This is a genomic window from Segatella copri (genome assembly GCF_051861805.1).
Taxonomy (GTDB): domain Bacteria; phylum Bacteroidota; class Bacteroidia; order Bacteroidales; family Bacteroidaceae; genus Prevotella; species Prevotella copri_M.
In genome coordinates this window covers 1,678,199-1,704,409 of sequence record NZ_CP146520.1, presented here as the reverse complement: position 1 = coordinate 1,704,409, position 26,211 = coordinate 1,678,199, and the positions used below count along the sequence as shown (strand labels likewise).

Sequence of the window (26,211 nt, the reverse complement as noted above, 5' to 3'; positions counted from 1 at the left end):
AAAATAGGTATGAATATCTAAATTAAAAATAGGTATGTACGTTTAAGTATTAATTTGTAATTGTTTACGGCAGCAAAAGTAATCAATTATTCGCCACTAACCAAGAAAATGAACTGAAAATCTCCGAGATTTTGCGAAAACGTTTACGTGAAAGTATCACCACCCAACTCTTGTTTATCCCAAATAATATGTGTACTTTTGCCACCGAATAAACAAGTTCACAACTTAACAAACAAGTTCACAACTTATAAACAAGATTTTTTAATAGACCTAAAAGAATATAACAGATGAAAAGAAATCTACTAAGATTCGGGCTTCTATGCCTGATGATGGTCTTTGCTTTCATAGCTGAAGCACAAGACGTTACGGCAGAATGGAACTTCAAAGCCAATTTGCCGGAAGGTATCCAAAGTATCCAGGTGGAAAAGAGCGTTAGTGCTATCGCTTCTACCGTGGAAGGTATCGAAATGACCGTGGATGCAACCAACGGCAAGTTGAAGGGCCGCTCTGCCGATGCCCAGATCAACAAGGGAACCATCCTGAAGGTTCCGGTGAAATCATCCAGAGACATCGTTACCATCATGAACTATGGCAACGAGAAGTATCGTGCTACCTTCACCATCGGTGAAACAACTTCTGCTGACGAAAACATTGAGCACAATGCTACTGTAGATGAAGCTACTCAGGGCTATGTGCAGATAGAAGTAGCAGAGAACGGTTACTTCTACGGCATCAAGCTCGTTCAGGCAAGTGCCTTGCAGGAGAAGACACTCTACTCTACAGATTTCACCAACTGGGAGGCCATCGATCGTGCCAAGGCTACCGACGAGGTGGTAAAGGTGAAGACCCTCTACAGTAAGGAGGAACTCAGCTTTACATTCAATGGTGTGGGTGTTTATCCTGCAGGTACCAATGCTAAGTTCCCAGAGATTACCGGTTTCATGCAGACTGCCAAATACACTGGCGAATACAAGGCTGCAGAACCTAGCGTAGTAACATCTCCATTGGCTAGCATCACTAAGATTACCCTGCACCAGGCTGCTACAGGTGGCAAGCGTGGTATCAAGGTATCAGTAAAGGGCGACGGCGATGCAGACTGGGTAGCAATCCACAATGTAGCTATCGCAAATGCGAAGGGCGAGGACCTGACACTCGAGGTAAACCGCACCAACTGTCAGATTAAGTTCGAGAACTTTGCTCTCGGTCAAAACGCTTACGTTACCGACCTCGCTATCTATGGCAACGTAGATATGAGCAAATCGCCTATGCTCGGCAGCTTCCTCCTGAACGGTGAGAAGTATCATGCAGCCGACCTCTTTGCAGAGGGTGCAGATGGCAAGCAGATGGCTACCGTGCTCATCTCAAAGAAGGCGAATCTCATTTCAGAGACCAACCCGCTGACAGAAATCACCGCAGACAACGGCAACATCAAGAGCATTACTTATGCTACTACTGGCGAAGGCGCTGAGCAGAAGACCGTGGCTACCATCGTGGTAGAGGCAAACGGCGACGAGGCTACCTACGAACTCACCGTAGGTTTCAAGCCAGACTTCACCCTTACCTATTATGATGTAGATGGCAAGACTGTTCTCGGCACACAGGCTGTGGAGCAGGATGCAGAAATAGAGAAGTTCCTGGATGGTACAACCGAGAAGGTAACCGTAGCCGACGGTAAGAAGTTCCGTGGCTGGGCTAGCGACCAGAAGAAGGACAGCCAGAAGTTTACAACATCTTCTGTCATCACAGAGAACGCAGCCCTCTACGCTCTGGTAACAGATATCGAGACAGCCAGCGGCACAGCCCGTTATGACTACGACCTGCAGAAGGAAGGTTTCGACATCAACGACCACGAGGCTATCGAGGTAGAAGGCGGCAAGTGGCACGACGCTACTCACGGCTGGACCTTCAATGCCGACAGCAAGGTGAAGGTATTGATGGGCGGCAAGGGTTACATCAAAATGGCCCTCTGCCAGTATTCAGGCTCAGGCAAGATCATCCTCTCAGACCCTCAGGGCAATGAGGTAGCAAGCATCGACGCCAAGGCTAGCAAGGATGGCAACTCTGGCATTCTCCAGAACCCATCAACAGAGAGCGGCATCTACACCCTCTCATTCGAAGGCACAGCTTATCTGCACAACCTCAGCATCGTGAACATGACTGAGCCTGCCTTCGCACAGAACGGCAACTGGTACACCGTGAAGGCTGGCGACGCACAGAGCTTCATCACCACACTGGAGGTAGTAAACGGTGCCAACGCTGCTGCCGATGCAGCCCGCTCGTTCATCTTCCTGCCTAACGGCACATACAATCTGGGCGACCAGTGTCTCACCAACATCAGCGGAAACAACATTTCCATCATCGGTGAGAGCATGGACAAGACCATCATCGTAAACAAGCCTGCTATCGAGAACGAGGGCATCGGTACCACCGCTACCCTTCTCAACACAGGTAACAACCTCTATATGCAGGACATCACCCTGCAGAATGCACTGGAATATTACAAGAGCGGTTCAGCCGGTCGTGCTGTCTGCCTCCAGGATAAGGGTACCCAGACCATCTGCAAGAACGTGAAGATGCTCTCTTACCAGGACACCTATTATAGTAATGAGCCAAACGGCAAGGGACAGTTCTACTTTGAGGATTCAGAGATTCACGGCACCGTGGACTACGTTTGTGGTGGCGGCGACGTATATTTCAACCGTGTACTCTTCGTAAACGAGAGTCGCAAGGAAGGCGAAAAGAACGGTGAGGATGTGATTGCAGCTCCTAACAGCAAGAGCGAATGGGGTTACATCTTCAAGGATTGCACCATCGAGAACAAGGCAAAGGCATTCAGCCTGGGCCGCTCATGGAACAACATCACCCGCCTTACCTGGCTCAACACCACCGTAAACCAGAAGGATGAAATTCTGAACGACGACAAGAAGTTTGCTTACTTCACCATCAACGCAATGGGCGATGCGATGGCAGACAAGTTCCGCCTCGACGTATTGAAGGATGCAGAAGGCAACGTATTCTCTCCTGCAGAGAAGAAGGTAGTGTTCAAGGCATCAGACGGCAAGGTTTTGAAGGACGAGGAGAACATCATCCTCACAGCCGACGAAGCAGCAGCTTACACCCTGGAGAATGTATTCGGCGAGTGGGAACCTGCTAAGTTGGCAGCCCAGCAGACCGCAGGTGCAGCAACTGAAGTTGACGGCAAACTTTCATGGACAGGTGATGCACAGATGTACATCGTATTGAAGAACGGCGAGTTCTTCGCTCTGACCAGCGAAAAGAGCCTCGACCTCGAGGGTGCAACAGGAACATTCACTGTTCGTGCTGCCAACGAGATGGGTGGCTTCGGCGAGGTGACATCTGTAGCTACAGGCATCAAAGACATCCACGCTGCCACAGAAAACGGTGCAGCCGTAAAGACTGCCATCTTCGCAGTAAGCGGCACACAGCAGAGCCGTCTTCAGAAAGGCATCAACATCGTAGTAAAGACCCTGACAGACGGCAGCAAGGAGACAACCAAAATGATTGTGAAATAATCGCATCATGAAGTCGGAAAGCTGAAAGAAAGAAGTAGAAATCTCAGGTAAAATCCTGAAAACTTCATCCCCTAAAGAATAGCTCCAAAAAGGCATTCTTTAGGGGATTTTATGTTAAAACACACATTTTAGCAAACGTTTACGTAATGTTTTCGCAGATTTATACAACGTAATTCATTTTTTTTATCTAAATTTGCACACGGAAATAATAACCCGTGCATGAATCGATGCCACAAAGGCAGACATTTTTTGCATAGTAGTTTTAATCTACTTAAATGTATAAATCGAGATTAAGAAACAAATTTTTAATAAGTATAATCTAACCTTATAAGTGTATGTCTGGTAATTATAACAGAAAAAAGATTGCGCTTGCAGGTGCGCTCATGTTCATGGTAACAAGCGTCTCAGCGCAAACGGTAAAGGGAGTTGTTACTGACAATACGGGCGAGCCAATCATCGGCGCATCTGTCATGGAGGTAGGTGTAGCAGGCAATGGTGGCGTGACCGACATTGACGGTAACTTCACAGTAAACTTAAAAGGCAAAAGCAAGAAACTGAAGATTTCATACATTGGTATGAAAGCGAAGGAAGTAAGCGTTGCTGGTAAAGAAACGATTGACATCAAGCTCGAGGATGACAATACCACCCTCAATGATGTGGTTGTAATCGGTTATGGTACGATGAAGAAGAAGGACCTTACTGGTTCTGTGGCTTCCATCGGTTCCAAGGAGCTTGCAGACATCCCTGTCTCAAGTGTAGGCGAAGCCATGACAGGTAAGCTTGCCGGTGTAAACATCACAACTACAGAAGGTTCGCCTGATGCAGACATCAAGATCCGCGTGCGCGGTGGTGGTTCTCTTTCACAGGATAACTCTCCCCTCTACATCGTTGACGGATTCCCTGTAAGTTCTATTAGCGATATCGCTCCAAGCGAAATCGAGACTATCGACGTATTGAAGGATGCTTCTTCAACAGCTATCTATGGTGCACGTGGTGCCAATGGTGTTATCATCGTTACTACTAAGAGTGGTAAGGAGGGTAAGACTCAGGTAAGCTTTGGTGCATCTTTAGGTTTCAAGAAGATAGCTAAGGAGACCAAGGTCATGGATCCTTACAACTACGCTCTCTATCAGTATGAAGTAGGTAACACAGAGTATGGTGACTACGATGATATGGAGATTTGGAAGTCTGTAAAGGGTAATAACTGGCAGGACGACCTCTTCGGCCGCACTGGCTTGCAGCAGATTTACAACGTAGCAGTAAACGGTGGTACCAAGGAGACTAAGTACAACATCAGCTATGCCCGTACTGACGACAAGAGCATCATGAAGTCATCTGACTATACCAAGGACAATATCAACGCTAAGCTCAACAGCAAGTTGAACAAGTGGTTGACATTGGACTTCAATGCCCGATTGGCTTATACCAAGATTAACGGTTTGGGTTCTGGTGCTGACACCAACGAGAGCAATGCCTCTAACTCTATTGTAGCCAAGACTGTTACATTCCGCCCAGTAGATCCTCTGTTCATCAGCGGCGATGACGATGATGAAAGCTCAAACAGCACAGAAGCTAGTCCTACACAGCGTATGGATGACACCTACAAGCAGCAGCGCCGTTTCCGTCAGAACTACAATGCCGGCTTGAACTGGAAGCCATTCAAGGGCATCACCTTCCGTTCTGAATTCGGTTACTCCTGGAGCTATGAGAAGACAGACCAGGCTTGGGGTACATACGCATCACGCAACTCTAAGTTCGGTTACTCTGGTCAGCCACAGACTCAGATTATCCGCAAGGACAACAAGAACTGGCGTAATGCCAATACCTTGACATACGACACAAAAAATGCCCTGCTGAGGGGTGACAAGCTCAACGTACTCGTAGGTCAGGAGTGGTCGTCATCTCAGGACGAGAGCTACACATCAACAACCGTAGCCTTCCCTACTACATTCGGTATCAAGGAAGCTTTGGCTAACCAGGCTGCTGGTACAGCTCTCCCTAACGATAATACCATCAGCCGTAAAGACAACCTCTTGTCTTACTTCGGCCGTATCAACTACTCTTACGCAGAGAAGTATCTCTTCACTGCTACACTCCGTGCCGATGCATCTTCTAAGTTTGCTGCAGGCAACCGTTGGGGTTACTTCCCATCAGCAGCCTTCGCATGGCGTGTAAGCGAGGAGGAGTTCATGAAGAGTACAGCCAGCTGGTTGTCAAACTTGAAGTTCCGTCTCTCTTATGGTACTGCTGGCAACAACCGTATCAAGAGCGGTTTGATTGATGCAACTTACTCATTGTCTGATGCTACAGCAAAGGTGCCATTCTTCGATGGTAAATTCACTACCATGCTGGAGCACAAGACTTTGTCTAATCCAAACCTGAAGTGGGAGACAACCATCACCCGTGACCTCGGTCTCGATTTCGGCTTCTTCAACAGCCGTATCAATGGTACCATCGACTTCTATTGGAATACAACCAAGGACTTGCTGATGCAGACCAACATCCCATCTATTTCGGGATATGCTTACCAGTATCAGAACTTCGGTCAGACATCCAACAAGGGTTTCGAGTTCACCATCAATGCTGATATCATCAACAAGAAGGACTTCACACTCGGTTTCACTGGCAACATCTCTTACAACCGCAACAAGATTGACAAGCTGAACAGCCAGGCTGAGTTCCAGGAGTATAAGTGGGCAGGTTCTCTCTGCAATGACAACCAGAACTTCCGACTCGTAGAAGGTGGCCGACTCGGTGAGGTTTGGGGTTACAAGATGAACGGTTTCTATACTGTTTATAACCCTGAGACCGGCACAGGCGACCTGAAGTGGAACGGTACTGCATGGGAGTTGGCAGATGCCAGCATCGCAAATACCGTAGGTACTATCGGTGGAACATTGGCTCCAGGTGCCATCAAGTTGGAGGCAGACGAGAACGGCAAGGCTATCAAGCAGCGCTTGGGTAACACCATCGCACCTTGGACAGGTGGTTTCGGTTTCAACGCAACCTTCCATGGCTTCGATGCATCTGTATTCTGCAACTACTCATTCGGCAACAAGATTGTGAATGGTACCAAGCTGGCATCTAGCTTCTACCAGGGTTCTCGCAAGGGCTACAACCTGAACAACGACTTTATCAACCGCTATACATGCGTTGATCCAGCCACAGGTGTCAATCTGACAAAGCCTTCTTCAACTGTCATTGCTCAATATGGCAGCATCGAGAATATCTACAACACCCTGAATGCCATCAATGCTAACGCAAGCGTATTCAACCCTTGTGTAACAGGTACCATGTCAATCACAGACTATGCTGTAGAGGATGGTTCATTCCTCCGTTTGCAGACATTGACATTGGGTTATACCTTGCCAAAGTACCTTATCAAGAAGGTAAACTTGAGCAACGTACGTTTCTACGCAACAGCCTATAACCTGTTAACCATTACAGGCTACTCAGGTTCAGATCCAGAGACAGATACAAGTTCAAAGAAGAATCCAATGTGCCCAGGTATCGACTATGCAGCTTATCCAAAGAGCCGCTCATTCGTATTTGGTATGAACGTTTCATTCTAATTCAAGGGAGGATATAACAATGAAGAATAAGAATATTTTTAAAGCATTATTGATAAGCGGATTGTTGCTCGGTACAACAACATCATGTAGTGACTTCCTCGATCAGCAGTCACCTTCGGAGCACACTCCTGATGCGGTAGCAACTTCACCTTACTATACTAGTCTTGTATTGAACAAGGCATACGGTGAACTGACAGAAGAGGGTATCTACGGACAGTTGATGGGTATCACCCTCGGTACCAACTCAGATATTGAGCTGATAGATGGTCAGGACGCATCTACCACTTCACAGACCAACAGTGAGCGTGGTGCCTGCAACTTCAACATGGTAGCTGGTAGCTGGTCTAAGATTCAGACCAGCTGGGACAAGCTTTACGAGGGTATCGAATACAGCAACAATGTAATCGAGCTCGTAAACAACTTCGACACACAGAGTGGCAATGAAACCAAGAGCAACATCAAACTGATGCATCGCTACCGTGCTGAGGCTATCACAGTAAGAGCACTCCTCTACTTCAACCTGGTAAGAAACTTCGGTGACGTGCCAATGAAGTTGGAAGGAACTAAGACAGACTTGAGCAACATCTACGTAGGCAAGACCGACCGTGATGAAATCATGGACAGCATGATCGTAGAGTTGGAGCGAGCTATCCCAGACCTTTGCTGGGTAGGCGAGAACTCATATACCACAGAGCGCATCACCAAGGGCTATGCTCATGGCTTGCTCGCACAGATTGCCTTGCAGCGTGCTGGATGGGCTATCCGCGAAAGTCAGAAAGACGGATATGAGACTGCTACAGAGAACAGCGACCCTACCTATCCTACACAGCGTCCAGGTGCAGCTGAGCGTACCAAGTATTATAAGTTGGCACAGACTCATCTCAATGAAATCATCAGTAAGGGCATTCACCAGTTGAACCCAAGCTATGAGAACGAGTGGTATCTCATCAACCAGAACAAGCTTGATGACAAGTACTACGAGAATCTCTTCGAAGTAGCACTGGGCGTTAACAGAAGTGGTGAGTTAGGCTATACCATCGGTGTTCGCATTAATGGTTCTTCTTCACGCTATGGTAAGAAGGGTAACTCATCTGGTAAGGTTAAGATGACAGCTCCTCTCTTCTGGTCATACGACCACAAAGATCAGCGTCGTGACATAACCTGTGTTCCTTACACCCTGAAGGAGACAGATGGTGTGATGAAAGAGTCATTCGACAAGAACGCACCATTCGGTATCTACTGCGGTAAGTGGGATATCCGTAAGATGAGTGAGGAATGGCGTCAGGCTGCCTTGGGAAGTACAGAAAAGGTATGTACAGGTATCAACTTCATTACCCTGCGCTACTCTCAGATTCTTCTGATGTATGCTGAAGTAATGAATGAGCTTAACGGCAATCCTGACGCTACTACAGGTGGCGTAAACGGATTAAGTGCCCGTGACGCTCTCGGCATGGTACACGAGCGTGCTTTCGCTGATGCCAACAAGGCTGATGCCAAGGCATACGTAGCTGGAATTTCTTCTGACAAGGATGCATTCTTCAATGCCATTGTTGACGAGAATGCCTGGGAGTTTGCAGGTGAGTGTGTACGTAAATATGAGTTGGAGCGCTGGAACCTCCTGAGCAAGAAGATAGACCAGTTTAAGGCTGACTATGAGGCTCAGATCAATGAGTATCCTGCTAAGCTCTATTACAAGACCATCAAGACTGCTACAGATGAAAAGATTGATATGAATTCTGTATGCTGGTATGAAGTTCCTGAGAATACAGCCGGCTACGAGAGTGTAACCTGGTGGGGTGCAGAGGTAACCGATAAGGACCAGAAGAACCTTAAAGGCAAACTGCCATTCATCAGTTCATATCTCAATACAACTGTAAAGAATCGCTACCTACTCCCTATCGCTACATCAAGTATCGCCGATTCACAGGGCAAGTTGAGTAATTCTTATGGGTATTAATAAGCGATTGCTATAAAACAGCAATTCATCAACCATTCTAATAAAAGATAAAATTTGAATAATAATGAATTTATCTAAAATTAATAAAAGCGCAATCTCCGGAGCACTCATGCTCCTGGGATTTGCTTCATTGACATCTTGTACCGATGACAATGACTGGAGTGTTGACGCTAGCTACGACCGCTTGTTCCACTCTATCGAACTTTCGGTTACTCCTCTGGACGACCGCGCTGAGGTGAGCTTCAAGAAGATGCCAAACACCGACTATTACATCATTGAGTACAGCACAGACTCTCTGAGCAACGATATTCCTATGGGCGGCACTGATCATAGCGTTGTTGACTCAACAATTGTAGATACTCCTGACAGCATCTACAATCTGGATGGAAACACAGAGTACTACATCCGTATCAAGGGTCGCAGCTTAGACGGAAAGTCTTCTAACTGGAAATACTTGGATAAGTTTAAGTTTAAGACCAAGGCTGAACAGATTATCACAGGTGTTGATGTTACATCAAGCACAGCTACCGTAAGCTTCATTGCAGGTAAGACCATCGATGCTGTTTACTATTACAAGAGTTCAGAAGATTCTACCAAGGTTGACTTCACTGCCGAGGACGTTGCAGCAGGTAAGCTGACCATTACTGGCTTGAAGGCTAACTCTTCATACAAGGTGAAGTTGTGGAACAAGGAGAATCTGAGAGGTACTTATTCATTCAAGACTACCGAAGCTTACCCTGAAGGCTTTGATGTCATGACTCTTGCCGAGGGCGAGGACCTGGGTACCATCTTGAAGGAAGCAACATCAGACAAGGTTGTCATTGTTATGCCTAAGAATGCAACTTACCAGATGACAAGTTCTGATACTGGCGAACAGAAGGGACTCACTATCCCAGCCAACATCAAGAGCATCTACTTCTGGGGAGCATCTGGTGCCGTTTCTACATGGAAGGTGAAGGAAATCAAGATTGAGGGCGAAAAAGATCTCATCCGTTTCTACAACCTCAACTTGGAGAATAAGGACAACAGCGCAGACTACATCCTCAACTTGAACACGGACGATAACATCGGTTCTATTCAGTTCGATAAGTGTAATATCAAGAATACCCGTGGTATTATCCGTCTGCAGAAGAAAATTAAACCTGCCATCGGTAGCATCAACTTCAACAACTGCTTAATCAATAAGATCGGTTCTTATGGTGTGTTGGCAGCAGGTAAAGATGCTCCAGAGGCACAGTTGGAAACAGTAAACCTCACCAACTCTACCATCACTAATCTCTCAGCAGGTTCTATGATTGCTGTAGCCAACAGCATGACAAAGGTAAATGTAGATCACTGTACATTGTATGACGCAGTTGTGGGCAGTAAGTATCTCATCGATACCAACAAGAACAACAATATTGTTCCTAACTTTAGCAACACCCTCATCGGTCAGAGTGCAGCGTTGGCAGATGCAACTGCAACAAGTTACAAGAACGCTCCATTCGTTGATGTATATTATACCAATGAATACACTTGGAAGTCAAAGTTGCATATTGGAGATCCTGCAGATATTTCATCTACAGAACTTTGGGTATCACCTTCAACAGGTGATTTCACTATCCAAGACAAATACCAGAGTAAGTATGGTAACTTCGGCGACCCACGCTGGATTGTACAGTAATAGTACTTACATCTGATAAATAATATGATTAAAGGTGCAATGTCCTCATCAAAAGTCGGGCATTGCACTTTTTTTTATTTTCTCTTATTCTCTATCTCATTTTTACAATTATTTTCTTGGAAGTTACGAAGAAAAAGCGTATCTTTGCAACGTGAACATAACATCGCAAAGATATGGCAAGATACATCAACCCATTCACAGACTGGTCGTTCAAACGAATCTTCGGCCAGGAATACAGCAAGGACTTGCTGATAGAATTCTTAAACCAGCTTCTCCTGGGAGAACAGCACATCAAGGATGTGAAGTTTAAGGACAAAGAGATGTTGCCAGAAACAAAAGACCAGCGAGGAATCATCTACGACGTCTTTTGCGAAACTGACACAGGTGAGCACATTATTGTTGAGATGCAAAACAAGAGTCAGCCCTACTTCATAGACCGTTCTCTTTACTATGCATCAAAAACGATAGTAGATCAAGGCGTAAAAGGACGATGGGATTATCATCTCACGCCTGTTTATGTAATCTGCTTCATGAACTTTAATGTAGATGAAAATACGCCAAAGAAGTTCAGAACAGATGTTGTGCTTGCAGATAAGGAAAGCGGAGAGGTTTATTCAAACAAAATCCGTTTTATCTACTTAGTGATGCCTCTTTTTAAAAAGAAAGAAGCAGAATGTACTACGTTTTTTGATTGTTGGATTTATAATTTAAAGCATATGGAGACTTTAGAACTAATGCCTTTTGAGGCTCAGCACAAGATATTCAAGAGATTGGCAGAAATCGCTGACTCCAAGACCCTGACAAAAGAAGAACAGGAGAAATATGATAACAGCATGATGGTCATGTGGGACAATTATGCAGCACTTGAGCATGCCGTTAACAAAGGCATAAAAGAGGGTATGGAGAAAGGTATGGAGAAAGGCATGGAGAAAGGCATGAAAGAAGGAGAAAAAAAGAAAAGCCTGGAAATTGCCAAGAAGCTTCTGACCTATAACACCCCTTTGGATATCATAGCTAATTCTACAGGCCTATCTATTGAAGAAATCAAGAAATTGAAATCATAAGAAATCTAGTGCAATGCTTATTTACTTGGAGCATTGCACTTTTTTGTTTCCTATTATAGTTCATAAAGATAAGGCTGATAAATTGCGTAATCGTTTTCGTGTTTTTTCTATACTGATTGCATCAGTAATCGAAAGAAAAGTAGTAACTTTGCCAAAAAGAAATTAAACCTAAAAAATATGAATAGAAAAATGATTAAAACCATCGTGCTCGCTGCACTCATGGCTGTGCCTTTCTTTGCCAAGGCACAAACTTTTGCCGGCATCACTGCTGAGCAGAACGCACAGAACACCCCTGCGGGTTGGACTGCAGTCAACTTACCTCAGTTGCCTGCTATCACTTCGGCAAATACGTTTAACATCAAGGATTATGGTGCCTCTACATCTGCTGCAGATAACACCAAGGCTATCCAGAAAGCTCTTGATGCGGTTCCTTCTACTGGCGGTATGGTCGTAATACCTGCAGGTACCTGGATGTTTGGAAGCACAGACCAGATGACCAGCAAGACCGAGGTGCTCAGCATCAAGGCGAAGACCATCCTCCACCTCTGCGCAGGTGCCACCCTGAAACTCGTGGAATATGGCAAGGCACCTAATACCAAGACTGTCTTCATCGGCGGAAAGAACAAGGGCAAGAACGTTACCGACGTTGTTATCGAGGGTGAGGGTGAAACTTCAGTCATCGACGGTCAGGGTGCACGTTGGTGGCTCGCTAGAGAGAATGGCGAAACCTTTAACCCAGGTGCGATGATTCGCTTCGAACAGGGCAAGCGCTTCCTGCTCCGCAACTTCAAGATTCAGAATACTCCGGGTGTAAACATCACCATCAGCAACAGCGGTAAGGCTAGCCATGCTACCATCCATGATGTAACCATCAGTGAACCTTCATCTGAAGCTGGCAAGGGAAAGGCATCTCATAATACAGATGGTATCTCTATCTGGGGTCCATACGTTAATATCTACAACTGTAACATCAGCAACGGAGATGACAACGTAGTTTGCGACAACGATGCACAGTATATCCATGTATGGAACTGCTATTTCGGAACGGGTCACGGAGCTTCTATCGGCAGCTTCACCGAAAACATCAAGCATGTATGGTTTGATCAAATCACCATGAACGGTACTACAGCGGGCATTCGCATGAAGACTGGTCAAGATGTAGATAAAACAACCAACAAGGTAACTCTGCGTGGCGGTGGTGAGGAAGACTGGAAGTTCACTAACTTCACCATGACCAACGTGAAGAATCCATTCTCTATCGACTGCTTCTACGACAAGAACTACAACAGCGATCCTGCCGTAGATAAGGCAAATGCAAGAGCTTTGGATAGCACTACCCCAACCTACACCGACATTCTGCTTCAGAACGTGAAGACTACAGATGTTTGCGATGGCAATGCCATCTTCCTGGTAGGTCGCCCTGAGAGCCACATCAAGAACGTGACACTCGACAACGTGCAGATTTCAGCCAAGAAAGGCATCGATATCCGCTTTGTAGATAATCTCGTATTCAAGAACAACTCTAAGATTACCGTAAGCAGCGGTTCTATCTGGCTCAAGAAGTTTGATTCTACATGGGATGACCAGTGTGGTGCTACATCTACAGGTTCTACCGTAACAGACACAAAGGGTCCTTTCACTTTGAACTCAAAGACTTTGACTGATAAGAAAGCCGGTTCATTCAGCAATGGCTTCGCTATCAGCAACGAGAAGGGAAAGTCATACGATGTCGGTTCAGGTACTACTTATATCAAGTTTAGCGCCAACCAATACACCATCATCATTCCTGATGGAGTAAAGATAACCAAGATGGATATTGAGGGTCGCAACAACTATTCTGATGCAGATGCCTATATCGGCGAGATTAATGGTACAAGCTATGATGCAACAGCCTATGCCTTCCCAAAGGACAAGAGCGTGAAGAACTATACAGTAGAGTTTAATTCACCAGTAGAACACACGCTTACTTTCACTCCAAAGGTAAAGCAGTGCATCTTGCAGTTCACGCTCTATACAGAAACATCTACAGGCATCAAGAATATAACAGCCATCACCCAGCCAGCCAACAACAACGTTTACGACTTAAGCGGCAGAGTGGTAAAGAGCAATGCTAAGGCTGATGATTTGAAGAGCCTCAACAAAGGTATCTACGTTTTCAACAACAAGAAATACGTAACTAAATAAGTTACTTAAAAATAGGTAACGGAATAGTTTACTTAAAAATTATCGGTAACAATGAAAATAAAATCTCATTCACTCCTGTGCGTTCTCGCAACCATCGCTCTGAGCTCTCCACTCACAGCGATGGGAGTCAACGCACAGAAGGCTGCTTCACATACATGGAATCCGAACGTGAAGAACGGAATGTATCGCAACCCGGTGATTGACGCCGACTACTCTGACCCGGATGTTTGTCGTGTGGGCAATGACTACTACATGACTTCCTCTTCCTTCCAGTGTTTCCCAGGCTTGCAGATTCTGCACAGCACCGACTTGGTAAACTGGGAGATTATCGGTGCTGCCCTACTCGATGACTATCCTGTATTGCCAGAGTATCAGGGCACAGACTTAGACTGGCGCAAGAAAGTTCAGCATGGCAACTATGTGTGGGCACCCTCTATCCGCTATCACGACGGATGGTTCTACATCTATTGCGGAGATCCAGACCAGGGTCTCTTCATGACCAAGACACAAGATCCTCGTGGTCCATGGGAACCTATCACCTGGGTGATGAAGGGAAAAGGTCTTATCGACTGCTGCCCACTGTGGGATGAAGACGGAAAGGCTTATCTTTCGCATGGTTGTGCCGGTTCTAGAGCCGGCATCAAATCGGTACTCTTCGTGGCTCCTATGTCACCAGACGGCACCAAGGTGATTGGTCCTTCACGCATTGTATATGATGGACATGAAGACCAACCTACCATCGAGGGTACCAAGTTCTACAAGCGCAACGGCTACTATTACATCATGAGTCCTGCGGGCGGCGTGAAGTATGGATGGCAGGTGGAACTGCGTTCCAAGAATCCATACGGTCCTTACGAGGAGTATGTGGGCATGGCACAGGGAAAGAACAAGAAGGTGAACGGCCCTCACCAGGGTGCTTGGGTAGATACTCAGAACGGCGAGGACTGGTTCCTCCACTTCCAGGATAAGCATGCCTACGGACGTGTGGTTCATCTGCAACCAGCCAAATGGGTGAACGACTGGCTCGTTATCGGTGACGACAAGGATGGCGACGGCTGCGGCGACCCTGTTCAGCAATGGAAGAAGCCAAACTTGCCATCAAGCGGAAACTTCCAGCCTAAGGAATCGGATGATTTCAACAGCATAGATCTCGGTCTGCAATGGCAGTGGAATGGTCCTTACAGTCAGTACTGGTACTTCTGCGATGCCAAGAACTCCAAGCTGCGCCTCTATGGCGTGCAGCAGGCAGAAGATGTGAAGAACCTGTATGATTTGCCAAACCTGTTGCTCCAGAAGCTCCCTACAGAGAACTTCACTGCCACAGCCAAGGTGAAGTTCATTCCTAACCGCACAGAGGCTTACAAGGAGAAAGATAAGGTACTGGGCGAAAGCGCAGGAATGATTATGCAGGGCATGGACTATGCTGCACTCAAATTTGTTGATACCAAGGACGAAGGCGTTGTTTTGCAATATGTAACTTGTGAGAAGGCAGAAAATGGAAAGGCAGAGAAAGTAGTGAAGCAAGTAGCCATCAAGACTAGCAAGCAACCACAGCCTTACACTGTGAAATATGCTGTAGATGACATCCCGTCATCCCGCATCACCACACAGGACGTATGGCTCCGTGTAAAGGTACACAGCAAGGGCATTGCCAACCAGATACAGGCCATCGCAGAATGGAGCTACAGCCTGGATGGCAAGAAGTTCATCAAGATAGGCAATCCGTTTACTGTGCGTGAAGGCAAGTGGATTGGAGCGAAACTCGGTTTCTTCAACACCCGCACAGCCAAGAAGAACGATGCAGCCTTCTTCGATATCGACTGGATTCACTTTGAAAAATAACGCTTCCTTCCGGATTCGTTATGATCAATGTACATATTTTTGGGAAATAAAAAATCCCCCTCACCGCAAATCAATGCAGCGAGGGGGATTAATAGTTATGAGTAATCTAAAATCTAATCCTTCTTTTCTTCTGTAGGCTCAGCCTTTGCTGTCTTCTTGGCTGGAGCCTTCTTGGCAGCAGGCTTTGCTGCAGGCTTCTTAGCTGAAGCCTTAGTCGCCTTCTCTCCACGGAGCTTAGCTACCTCTGCCTCAATCTTCTCAATCTTAGCCTGGAGACGGGTAATCTCCTTATCCTGCATCTCGATTTCCTGATCCTGGTTGGTAATGGTAGTCAGAAGTCCCTCCAACTGCTCATTATCCACCTCAGTAGGATAAAGGTTGTTTACCCGGGAGATGAAGTCACCAAGGATATTCATATAGTTGGTGAATGCATCGAATGGGCTAGAATAGATGCCACGATCCAAACCGACGTTGCTTGGCTTGGTGGTCATGAAGCGGAAGTTATTGCTTGCCTGCAGATAATCCCAGTCCTGATTGATTCGTGGGTCATTGGCAATGCGAACACGGTCGGCTACGCTATAGAGCTTGTTGAAAGCCTCACGCTGCATTGGGTTACCGAGCCAAGAGCTTACATCGCGTTCCTCATCTACCCAACTCAATGTATCAGGTACGTTGATCTCGCCAACAGACTTCATTTTCTGGCAAATCTCTGTAGGAGTAGAGAATGTGATGCCACGATCCTTAGCACACTGAGGCAAAGCCTTCATAAACTCGAGGATATTGCTTGACAGAGGCTGAGCGATGCCCAAAGCAGACAACTCCATGAAGATATTGATAACCTGCTCCTCCTGTGGTGTGGCGGCAATTTCGTTCATATAGTTATCAGCGAAGAGTGGATAGCCCTCCCAATCGCTGTTAGAGAAGCGGAGAGAGATATCGTCGCTCAAACGGATATCACGGAGCAAGAGCTTGAGTTTTGGATTCATCGCACAATGATAAACATAGTGAGGTGACTTCCAACCCAACACGTGCTTGGCACCCTCGGTAAGCATACCGATGAAGCCCATATCAGCTACCTCGGCACCAATCTCATCGCTATAGATGAGAGAAGAGTTACGGAGCACAGTAGGCTTCTTGCCGAAATATTCCTCAATTTTGGTGCACTGGCGCTCTACCTCTGACTTGAAGCTCATCTCGTTGACCAAGGAAGCAAGACCATGAGAATAAGGTTCTGCGAGGAACTCCACGCAACCAGTCTTATTCAATTCCTGCAACTTCTCCAATACCTGAGGCGCATGGAGTTCCAACTGCTCCATACCCACACCAGAAAGAGAGAAGGCAACCTTGAAGTACTGGCCGTTCTTCTCTATCATTTCCTGAATGGCATTCAAGGCAGGCATATAGGAACGCTCCGCAATCTCATTGATACTACGATCATTCTCATAATCATCATAGTAATAATGATCTGTACCGATATCGAAGAAGCGGTAGCGTTTCAGATGGGTAATCTGATGTATCTCGAAATATAAACAAATTGTTTTCATAATTATTAATTATTAATTTTTAATTATTAATTGCCCACTACTTCCATCCCAAAGTCTTGAGATAGAGATTCTTGATGCGAGCTCCCACTTTCTCCCAGGTAATCTGGTCTACCTCTTTTCTGCCTTCCTCCGAGAGATAGTCAAACAGGCTCTCGTTGTGGCAGATGCTGTAGATGGCATCAGCCAAGGCATGGATATCCCAGTAATCCACCTTGATACAGTTGGTAAGGATTTCTCCACAACCGCTCTGCTTAGAGATAATGGTAGGTGTGCCACACTGCATCGCCTCCAGAGGAGAGATACCGAAAGGCTCACTCACGGATGGCATCACATATACATCGCTATCCTTCAGGCACTCATATACCTGCTTACCACGCATGAAGCCCGGGAAGTGGAAACGGTCGGCAATGCCTCTTTCGGCTGCGAGATAAATCATCTGGTCCATCATATCGCCCGAACCTGCCATGCAGAAACGCACGTTGCGGGTACGATGCAATACCATATTAGCAGCCTCAACGAAATACTCAGGACCCTTCTGCATGGTGAGACGTCCCAGGAAGGTTACCACCTTCTCCTTACCCTTATGGTCTGGACGTGGGATATCCTGCCACTCCTGCTTCAATGGATACACTGCATTGTGCATGGCGAAGCACTTGCGTGGATCCTGGTGATACTGGTTAATCACGGTCTGGCGGGTCAACTCAGATACACACATGATGCAGTCGGCATTGTCCATACCATCCTTCTCTATAGAATACACGGTTGGGTTCACCTTACCACGGCTGCGGTCGAAATCAGTAGCATGCACGTGGATGCACAGAGGCTTGCCGCTCACTCTCTTGGCATGGATGCCGGCAGGGAATGTCAGCCAGTCGTGGGCATGTATAATATCAAATTCTTCGCTACGGGCTACAACGCCAGCAATGATGCTGTAGTTGTTGATCTCGTCGTGGAGATTAGATGGATAACCACCGGCAAAGTCCATACAGCCGAGGTCATTCACATTCATATAGTTAAAGTCGGCATAGATGTGGTCACGATAGCGGAAATAGTCATCAGGATTCATGATGTTGCCCACACGCTGCTGCACATAGTCACGATTGACGTCGCGCCAGGCGATAGGCACACTGTTCATAGCCACAAATTTACATGCACTGCGGTCCTCATCACCGAAAGGATGAGGCAGGCACAGTGTAATATCAACATCACCCTGGGCATGCAAGCCCTGAGTGATACCAAAGTTGGCAGTAGCCAAGCCACCAAATACATGAGGAGGATACTCCCAGCCAAACATTAAAACTTTCATATAGCGTCCTCCTTATATTAATATTGATACTTTTCTAGTAATTCGAGTGCACGGAGTATCTCTGCTACGTTCATAGCAAAAGATATGGCACCACGACCAGAGAATGGTGGATTGCCATCGAAGAGCTCGCTGATGGTACCGAGGCAGTGATAAGACATCTCATCCTCATAACCCACCATCTGACGCTCTACGAAGCTCAAGCGAGTACGCTTGTACAGCTTCAAACTTGCCTCCATGTAGAAACCGCCGAGCCATGGCCATGCCGTACCCTGATGGTAAGCATAGTCGCGCTGAGTCTGAGGACCTACATAAATAGGATTGTAGCCACCGCTCTTAGGAGAGAGTGAACGCAATCCCTTAGGAGTCAGGAGTTCACGTGTACAGATATCAAGTACCTTCTTCTTCTGGTCTTGCGACAAAGGAGAATAATCAAATGCTACAGGGAAGATCATGTTTGGTCTAACACTCCAATCCATCATATTGCCATCCACGTAATCGTAGAGATAGCCATACTCATTGAGGAATGTATCAACGAACGACTTCTTGGTAACCTCTGCGCTAGCCAGCAATTCCTGCTGTGCAGCCTCTTCGCCAACGGCTCCTGCCAGAGAAGCACAGAAGCACAAGGCATTATACCACAGAGCATTAAACTCTACGATATAACCTGTACGAGGTACCACAGGGCGGCCATTGGCAGTGGAGTTCATCCAAGTCACAGCCTTGTCTTTACCATTGGTATAAAGCAGACCGTTCTCCATCAGCTCCAGGTTAGGATGCTTGTTGTCCTGGATGAAATGAATCACGTCCTTGATAAACTGGCCATACTTCTTGTAACACTCCTCCTTAGAGGTCTCCTTAGCATACTGCTGCAGAGCCCAGATAGCCCAAAGAGGAACGTCAGGCATCTCGATTTCCGAGATATGAGCAGTAAGAGGCTTGCCCTCCATAAACTCATAGTAACCACGCATGGCAGTCTTCATCACCAACTCAAAGTAGTCGTTCTCCTCGATAGAGAGGGTAAGACCCGGCAGAGAGATGAATGTATCACGGGCACGACACTTGAACCAAGGATAGCCCGCCAAGATGTATCGGTCGTCGTTCTTTTCACGACGATGGAACTGATGCGCCGCATTCACCAGGCAATGGAAGAAATTATCACGTGGCGAACGCTCATCCACTTCTTCATCAAAGAGCTTCTTCAAGCTACTGGTCTTGATTTCAGAAGTAGAGGCAGCAAAGACGATAGTCTCACCCTTCTTGATACCCATCTCGAAATATCCTGGCACATAGAGGTCTTCGTTAGAAGCATAACCTCTCTCCTGCTCCTTAGGATATTCCACACCACGATACCAATCTGGGCAGAATTTAAACTCGTTCTTCTTAGAGAACTGCATATAGAGATCTGGATAGCCAGCATACATGCAAGTCTTGATTCCGTTGTCTACTCCAGAATAGTCACGAGATGCTGTGGCATTCTCATGTGTAAACTGGCGAACGCTACGGAAGGCCAAGAATGGACGGAAACGAAGTGTAGTGGCAGAATGACCATCAACCAGCGTATAGCGAATCAGGATTCTGTTCTCATAATGCTGGAAAACTACCTCTTTCTTGAGGACTACACCACCCACGCGGTAAAGTGTTGTAGGCACCTTATCGCAATCAAACTCACGAATGTACTTATGACCCATCGGACTGTAGTTGTTGCCTTGATACTTGTGCAATCCGAGATTGAACTCAGCGCCATGCTGAATCACTGTAACGTCGAGCGAACTTAAGAGCACATGATTGTCATCGTCCAGTTCTGGAACTGGAACGACAAGCAGTCCGTGATACTTTCGTGTATTACAGTCTACAATCGTTGAGCACGAATAAGCACCCGAGCGGTTTGTACGTAACAACTCTTTTGGCAATGACTCTTGTAAATTAGTCATCAGGGCCTTTTCGAATTTTAGATAACTCATAGATCTATATTAAGGTTTTGAATTTTTGTTGACCATATTAATTGCATTCAAAGATACAACTTTTTTGCGTTATGACAAAAGAAAAGTCAATACTTTTTGGAAAAAAATGAGTTTTGTATGTTATAAAACATATTTTTACCCCTTTTTAGGAACGTATTTAATTTTTTTTGTGTAATTTTGCATCCGGAAATCCAAAATTGAACAAGTAAACATACTAGGATAATGGCCAAGAAGAAAGAAAGCAACAAGGAAAAAGCGGCTAAAGCAATAGCCAAACTATGGGGCGGTATCGAGGACGAACAGTTCGACTTACTGCTTGAGCATATCGAACTCAAAAAGTTCAAGAAGGGGGAACTCATCTATCAAAACGAGCAGCAGCCCACAGAAGCCATGTGCCTGCTCACGGGAAAGGTGAAGATCTTCAAGGATGGCATATCTGGCAAAAACCAGATTATCCGTGTCATCAAACCACTCGAGTTTTTCGGATTCAGAGCTTACTTCGCTGACGAAATCTACAAGACCGCAGCTATGTCATTAGACAATTGCGTGGTGGCTTCCTTCCCCATCGCTGTATTGATGAAGTTGTTGCAGAAAAGCTTCAACATTGGTCATTACTTCATCAAATACCTGAGCATAGAAATAGGAAAGTCGGATGATCGCACAGTGAACCTCACCCAAAAGCACATCCGTGCCCGCCTTGCCGAAGCCCTTCTCTTTCTGCTCGACTCCTACGGGTTGGCAAAAGACGACAGCACCCTGGATTGCAGCCTGAGCCGAGAAGACCTGGCAAACATTGCGAACATGACAACAAGCAACTGCATCCGAACCCTTTCGGCATTCGTCAGCGAGGGCCTCATCGAGACGAACGTCAGAAAAATCAAGATTCTCAACGAAGAAGAGTTGAAGAAGATTGCAGATATGGGATAAAGAGATAGGAGATAAATACAAAACAGCAATGTGCCATAAGTCATTATTAGCATGACTGATGGCACATTATCATATTATACCCTTAATCTTATACCGGTATCAGAAAGTTAATGACTTCCTGGATAGCAGTCACCTTATAAGGTCCCACTGGCGTATTCATCAATCTTCCATCAATGCCTATCAAGGCATGCGGATCAGCCTGCACCTCCACTTCGCGGGTACGATAAGGATGCACGCTCTTATGATTGAGGAACTTTCCCTTCACAAAGAGATAGATGCCTTCAAAGAGCTGCGTCATCTGCGGATGATAAACCACAGATACATCAAGCAGTCCATTATACGGCACGGCATTTGGCGTCTGCCCATAGCCCGATGCATTACCGATACACATGGTCATCACCCTGCGCTTAATCACATCCGTATTGATATGGATGTTCATCTTGTAATCCAGACGCTGGAAAATCATCAGGATGAACGAAAGGATGAACGACAAGGTTCTGGAGCCGAAAGCATGATGAGTCTTGCGTCGCAAGTTCATGATATTGGCAATGAAGCCCACATTGATACAGTTCAGGAAATAGCGGATACACTTATCCCCCTTCTTGTTGGTATATCGGATGCAACCCAAGTCTATCTTTCTGATGCGGCGCTTCTTGAGCCAACCCACAGTCTGCTCGATATTACTGTCGTCGAATCCCCAGAAATGAGCGAAGTCGTTCATCAAGCCGTTAGGTATCACTCCCAAAGCCACCTGATCACGCTCTTCCTCGTTCATCTGCATCAGGCAATTCACGGCATCATTGAGCGCAGAATCTCCGCCAACAATCACTATCGTCTTATAGCCATTGTTAACAAACATCTTCACCAGACGCTCCACGCTTTTCTGGTTCTCGCTCTGCACAAAGTCGTAATCCACGCCTTGCTGCCTGAGCACCTTTTCTATCTTTTCCCAGCGCTTGTTGCTGCGCCAACCGCCTCGGGGACAGTAAAGAAGTCCCCATTTATTCTCATTAGCTGCCATGCTTTTTACTTTGAATTTTTAACTAATTCCATCACTTGATCCACTTTCTGTTCCATCGGCTGCAAAGCATCTATCCAATGGATAGTGAAGCCCCTTCGCTCCATGCCTCTAAACCAAGTCATCTGGCGCTTGGCAAACTGATGGATGGCTATCTCAAGACTCCGGAACATTTCCTCGTATGTAGTCTTGCCTATCACGTATTCCGTAACAAACTTATATTCCAGCCCATAATAGAGAAGATTTTCCGCAGGAATACCTTTATCTAACAGTGTGACTATTTCATCTACCATTCCTTCCTGGAGGCGCTGCTTCAATCTGCGGGTAATCTTCTCACGGCGCGCATCACGGTCGATACTCACACCAATGATGAGTGAATCTACAGCGGGGAGTTCACGCTCCGGCATCGGATGTTCCAGATTATGCGTCTCTATCTCGATGGCACGGATAGCACGCTGAGCAGTATCCACGTCTGTGCGATTGTGCATATTCGATCCCGTTTTGGCCTTCAACTCTTGCAATATCACGGTGAGTTCCTCCAAGGATTTACCTGCCAATCTATCTCTAAGTTCCTGATTCTGAGGAACAGGAGAAAGACGGTATCCCTTGAGCACCGATTCTATATAAAGTCCGGTACCTCCACAAAGAATCGGCAGCACTCCTCTCTTCTGAATATCAAGATAAGCATCATAGAAGTCTTGCTGATATTCAAAGAGATTGTATTTCGTACCCGGTTCACAGATATCTATCAGATGATAAGGTATCTGCTTTCCATCAATGGTATAATCTTCCAAGTCCTTTCCTGTACCAATGTCCATACCACGATACACCTGGCGACTATCAGCACTGATAATCTCCGCACCCTGCGTGTTGCCACCCCACGACGCAGCATCCAAGCTGTTAATCCTGGCAGCAAGTGCAGCGGCAAGACTCGTCTTTCCGCTCGCAGTAGGACCCAATATGGTTATCATAGAATGTTTCATGCCGCAAAGATAAGGGAAATTATTGAGAAAACAAAATAAAACGAGAGGAATTTCTCACTTTATAACGTTATGAGCAGTCATTTGCGCGTTTTAGCACACAAGCACAAACCTGCATAGGCATAAAAACAAAAAGCCGCCCAGCATTAAAAATGCTAGGCGGCAATATCTTCTTAATCGTTAAGAGGCAACGAATTAACCGTTGTGCTTCTTCATGATCTTGATCAACTCAACAACCTTGTGTGAGTAACCAATCTCGTTGTCATACCAAGAAACAACCTTAACGAAGTTGTCTGTCAAGTAAACACCTGCGTTAGCGTCGAAGATAGATGTCAAAGCGCAACCCAAGAAGTCAGAAGAAACAACAGCATCCTCTGTGTAACCGAGTACACCCTTCAACTCACCCTCAGAAGCAGCCTTCATAGCAGCGCAGATAGCCTCCTTAGAAGCAGCCTTCTTCAAGTTAACTGTCAAGTCAACAACAGATACGTCCAAAGTAGGAACACGCATAGAGATACCTGTCAACTTACCGTTCAACTCAGGGATAACCTTACCTACAGCCTTAGCAGCACCTGTAGAAGAAGGGATGATGTTGCCAGCAGCTGCACGGCCACCACGCCAGTCCTTCATAGATGGACCGTCAACAGTCTTCTGTGTAGCAGTTGTAGAGTGAACAGTTGTCATCAAACCTGTCTCGATACCGAAGTTATCGTTCAATACCTTAGCGATAGGAGCCAAGCAGTTAGTTGTACAAGAAGCGTTAGAAACGATCTTCTGGCCATTGTACTTGTCAGTGTTTACACCGCAAACGAACATATCAGCCTGGTTACCGTTAGCGTCAGCCTTAGAAGGAGCAGAAAGTACTACGTACTTAGCACCAGCCTTCAAGTGCTTCTCAGCCTTGTCGTAAGCGAGGAAGAGACCTGTAGACTCAACTACGTACTCAGCACCAACCTCATCCCACTTCAAGTTCTCAGGATCACGCTCAGCAGTAACACGGATGTGGTTACCGTTTACGATCAACTCGTTCTTCTCAACGTCAGCCTCGATAGTACCGTCGAACTGACCGTGCATTGTATCATACTTCAACATGTAAGCCATGTAATCAACTGGGCACAAGTCATTGATAGCTACTACCTGTACTTCCTTTGCGTTCTCAGCCTCAACTGTAGAACGGAATACGAAACGACCGATACGGCCAAATCCGTTAATACCAATCTTAATCATTGTTCTTAATATTTAAATTAATGGTTTAAAAATATTACTATTTTGTTTCAAAGAACGCCATCAAGCGAATCCGAAGGAGCTGATAACACCTTTTTTCATCCCTATCAAGCTTTTTTCTTCTTTTCGAGCGCAAAGTTACAAAATTTTTTCTAACTTTGCAACCGGAACGAGTATTAAATAAGTTAAAAAAGAATGGTAATACTATAATATCACCTCATTTTTTACACTTATTATGACATAGTGCTAACTCCATATTGCAAAAAAGAAGTATTAATAAAAAAAACGATTGAGATTATGGGCAAATTTTTAAATGATTTCAAGCAGTTCGCCATGCGAGGAAACGTGCTCGACATGGCTGTCGGTGTCATCATTGGTGGCGCATTCGGCAAAATTGTAAGTTCTGTAGTAGATGACATCATCATGCCGCCTATTGGTTGGCTCATCGGTGGAGTGAACTTCTCTGATTTGAAATTCACACTTCCAACGGTAGAAGTAATAGGTGGCGAGAAGCTAGAAGCTGCTACCATTAATTATGGTAACTTCATCCAAACCACCCTCGACTTCCTCATCGTGGCATTCTGCGTTTTCATGCTGATAAAAGTGGTGAACAAGCTTACCGCAAAGAAGAAGGCAGAGGAGACCAAGCCTGCCGAGACGCCTAAGGCTCCGGAACCTAGCAATGAGGAGAAACTCCTGATGGAAATCCGCGACTTGCTAAAAGACAAGAAGGCATAAGAAAACATGCTGGCATAAGAAGACATACTGGCGTAAGAAGATATACTGGCGTAAGGGATGGAACAGGCATAACAAAAGAAACAAGTCGCCCTGAAAAGGCTAAAGCATCAAATTGACACGAGATGCCTTTACCTTTTCAGGGCGACTTACTATATTTTGCATTTTATCCACGGCGTTCATACCTTATCTGCCCTGCCGTCCTCCGTTTCCATCTTTTTTCTGATGCCATCGCTTGGCAAAATGCTGCATATCCTGGCGTTCCAGGTCGTATACCCGCTGAATCTGCTTTGGTGTGAGGAATTTCGAATAAGCATAATAATACTTCTCGCGGATATCGAGCATCTTTCTGCCGTGCTTGAAATCTGCCTTGATAGCCTTATCCACTTCCGCATCGGTCATCTCTGATCTTTTTTTATGCGGATGACCTTTCATCGTTGCCGCCATCTCCTTGCGGCAATTGTAGAAAGTCTGGATAAACCTCTTACTCTTCTCACCATCCAGGTTCAACGATTGGGCAATGCGGGTAGCCTGCGACTTCACGAATTGTTCCATGTTAGGGCGTGGTCGCTTTCCGTCTCTAGGCTGTTCGCCATCGGCGGGGTTCTGCTGCACCAGCGCCATACAGGCAGTAGCCACCATGAGGAAGCATGCTACCATCATATACTTCAACTTCTTTATCATACCTTTATAATTTTAGC

The 26,211-nt window shown here is 46.0% G+C and carries 16 protein-coding genes; 9 read left to right on the top strand and 7 right to left on the bottom strand.

Annotated elements, in window-relative coordinates; all coding sequences use genetic code 11:
* Window positions 1–287 precede the first annotated feature (287 nt).
* The 7 genes from V8Z93_RS06505 to V8Z93_RS06475 all read left to right on the top strand — a co-directional run bounded on the left by V8Z93_RS06505 (window position 288) and on the right by V8Z93_RS06475 (window position 15,815).
* On the top strand, window positions 288–3,533 hold the full coding sequence (locus tag V8Z93_RS06505; protein ID WP_439432736.1) for a pectinesterase family protein: 3,246 nt from the start codon (window positions 288–290) through the stop codon (window positions 3,531–3,533).
* A 335-nt stretch (window positions 3,534–3,868) separates the two neighbouring features.
* Window positions 3,869–7,105: a SusC/RagA family TonB-linked outer membrane protein gene (locus tag V8Z93_RS06500; RefSeq protein ID WP_439432735.1), complete on the top strand. Its 3,237-nt coding sequence runs from the start codon at window positions 3,869–3,871 to the stop codon at window positions 7,103–7,105.
* 19 nt (window positions 7,106–7,124) lie between these two features.
* Complete coding sequence (locus V8Z93_RS06495) at window positions 7,125–9,062, top strand: RagB/SusD family nutrient uptake outer membrane protein (protein ID WP_439432734.1); 1,938 nt, start codon at window positions 7,125–7,127, stop codon at window positions 9,060–9,062.
* Between the two features lie 64 nt (window positions 9,063–9,126).
* Window positions 9,127–10,725, top strand: a complete 1,599-nt coding sequence (locus tag V8Z93_RS06490; RefSeq protein ID WP_439432733.1) for a DUF5123 domain-containing protein — start codon at window positions 9,127–9,129, stop codon at window positions 10,723–10,725.
* Between the two features lie 173 nt (window positions 10,726–10,898).
* Complete coding sequence (locus V8Z93_RS06485; RefSeq protein WP_203040853.1) at window positions 10,899–11,789, top strand: Rpn family recombination-promoting nuclease/putative transposase; 891 nt, start codon at window positions 10,899–10,901, stop codon at window positions 11,787–11,789.
* A gap of 177 nt (window positions 11,790–11,966) precedes the next feature.
* Entirely contained in the window at window positions 11,967–13,973 is a 2,007-nt protein-coding gene (locus V8Z93_RS06480; protein WP_439432732.1) for a glycoside hydrolase family 28 protein, read from the top strand.
* A 51-nt stretch (window positions 13,974–14,024) separates the two neighbouring features.
* A complete protein-coding gene (locus tag V8Z93_RS06475; RefSeq protein ID WP_439432731.1) occupies window positions 14,025–15,815 on the top strand; it encodes a glycoside hydrolase family 43 protein in 1,791 nt (596 codons plus the stop codon).
* A gap of 113 nt (window positions 15,816–15,928) precedes the next feature.
* Here V8Z93_RS06475 and V8Z93_RS06470 read toward each other — a convergent pair whose 3' ends face one another.
* From V8Z93_RS06470 to V8Z93_RS06460, 3 genes are read right to left on the bottom strand one after another with little or no spacing between them, the layout of a single operon-like run.
* Entirely contained in the window at window positions 15,929–17,359 is a 1,431-nt protein-coding gene (locus tag V8Z93_RS06470; RefSeq protein ID WP_203051420.1) for a glycoside hydrolase family 57 protein, read from the bottom strand.
* 37 nt (window positions 17,360–17,396) lie between these two features.
* Window positions 17,397–18,665: a glycosyltransferase family 4 protein gene (locus V8Z93_RS06465; protein WP_203051418.1), complete on the bottom strand. Its 1,269-nt coding sequence runs from the start codon at window positions 18,663–18,665 to the stop codon at window positions 17,397–17,399.
* 17 nt (window positions 18,666–18,682) lie between these two features.
* Window positions 18,683–20,626 (bottom strand): glycogen debranching enzyme N-terminal domain-containing protein, encoded by a 1,944-nt coding sequence (locus tag V8Z93_RS06460; protein ID WP_203051416.1) that lies wholly within the window; start codon window positions 20,624–20,626, stop codon window positions 18,683–18,685.
* Window positions 20,627–20,848: 222 nt separating this feature from the next.
* On the opposite strand from V8Z93_RS06460, the gene V8Z93_RS06455 reads away from it, so the two are divergent.
* Window positions 20,849–21,553: a Crp/Fnr family transcriptional regulator gene (locus V8Z93_RS06455; protein ID WP_203040859.1), complete on the top strand. Its 705-nt coding sequence runs from the start codon at window positions 20,849–20,851 to the stop codon at window positions 21,551–21,553.
* An 88-nt stretch (window positions 21,554–21,641) separates the two neighbouring features.
* Here the strand turns inward: V8Z93_RS06455 and V8Z93_RS06450 are convergent, their stop codons facing one another.
* From V8Z93_RS06450 to gap, 3 genes are all read right to left on the bottom strand, one after another.
* On the bottom strand, window positions 21,642–22,574 hold the full coding sequence (locus V8Z93_RS06450; RefSeq protein WP_203051413.1) for a diacylglycerol/lipid kinase family protein: 933 nt from the start codon (window positions 22,572–22,574) through the stop codon (window positions 21,642–21,644).
* A gap of 5 nt (window positions 22,575–22,579) precedes the next feature.
* Window positions 22,580–23,554, bottom strand: a complete 975-nt coding sequence (miaA, locus tag V8Z93_RS06445) for a tRNA (adenosine(37)-N6)-dimethylallyltransferase MiaA (RefSeq protein ID WP_203040861.1) — start codon at window positions 23,552–23,554, stop codon at window positions 22,580–22,582.
* Window positions 23,555–23,746: 192 nt separating this feature from the next.
* Window positions 23,747–24,778, bottom strand: coding sequence for a type I glyceraldehyde-3-phosphate dehydrogenase (gap, locus tag V8Z93_RS06440; RefSeq protein ID WP_117662844.1), 1,032 nt, complete (start codon window positions 24,776–24,778; stop codon window positions 23,747–23,749).
* A 294-nt stretch (window positions 24,779–25,072) separates the two neighbouring features.
* Here gap and mscL point away from each other — a divergent pair, with 294 nt between their 5' ends.
* Window positions 25,073–25,513 (top strand): large-conductance mechanosensitive channel protein MscL, encoded by a 441-nt coding sequence (mscL, locus tag V8Z93_RS06435; protein WP_439432730.1) that lies wholly within the window; start codon window positions 25,073–25,075, stop codon window positions 25,511–25,513.
* Window positions 25,514–25,696: 183 nt separating this feature from the next.
* Here the strand turns inward: mscL and V8Z93_RS06430 are convergent, their stop codons facing one another.
* Entirely contained in the window at window positions 25,697–26,194 is a 498-nt protein-coding gene (locus tag V8Z93_RS06430; RefSeq protein ID WP_203040863.1) for a hypothetical protein, read from the bottom strand.
* Between the last annotated feature and the right edge of the window lie 17 nt (window positions 26,195–26,211).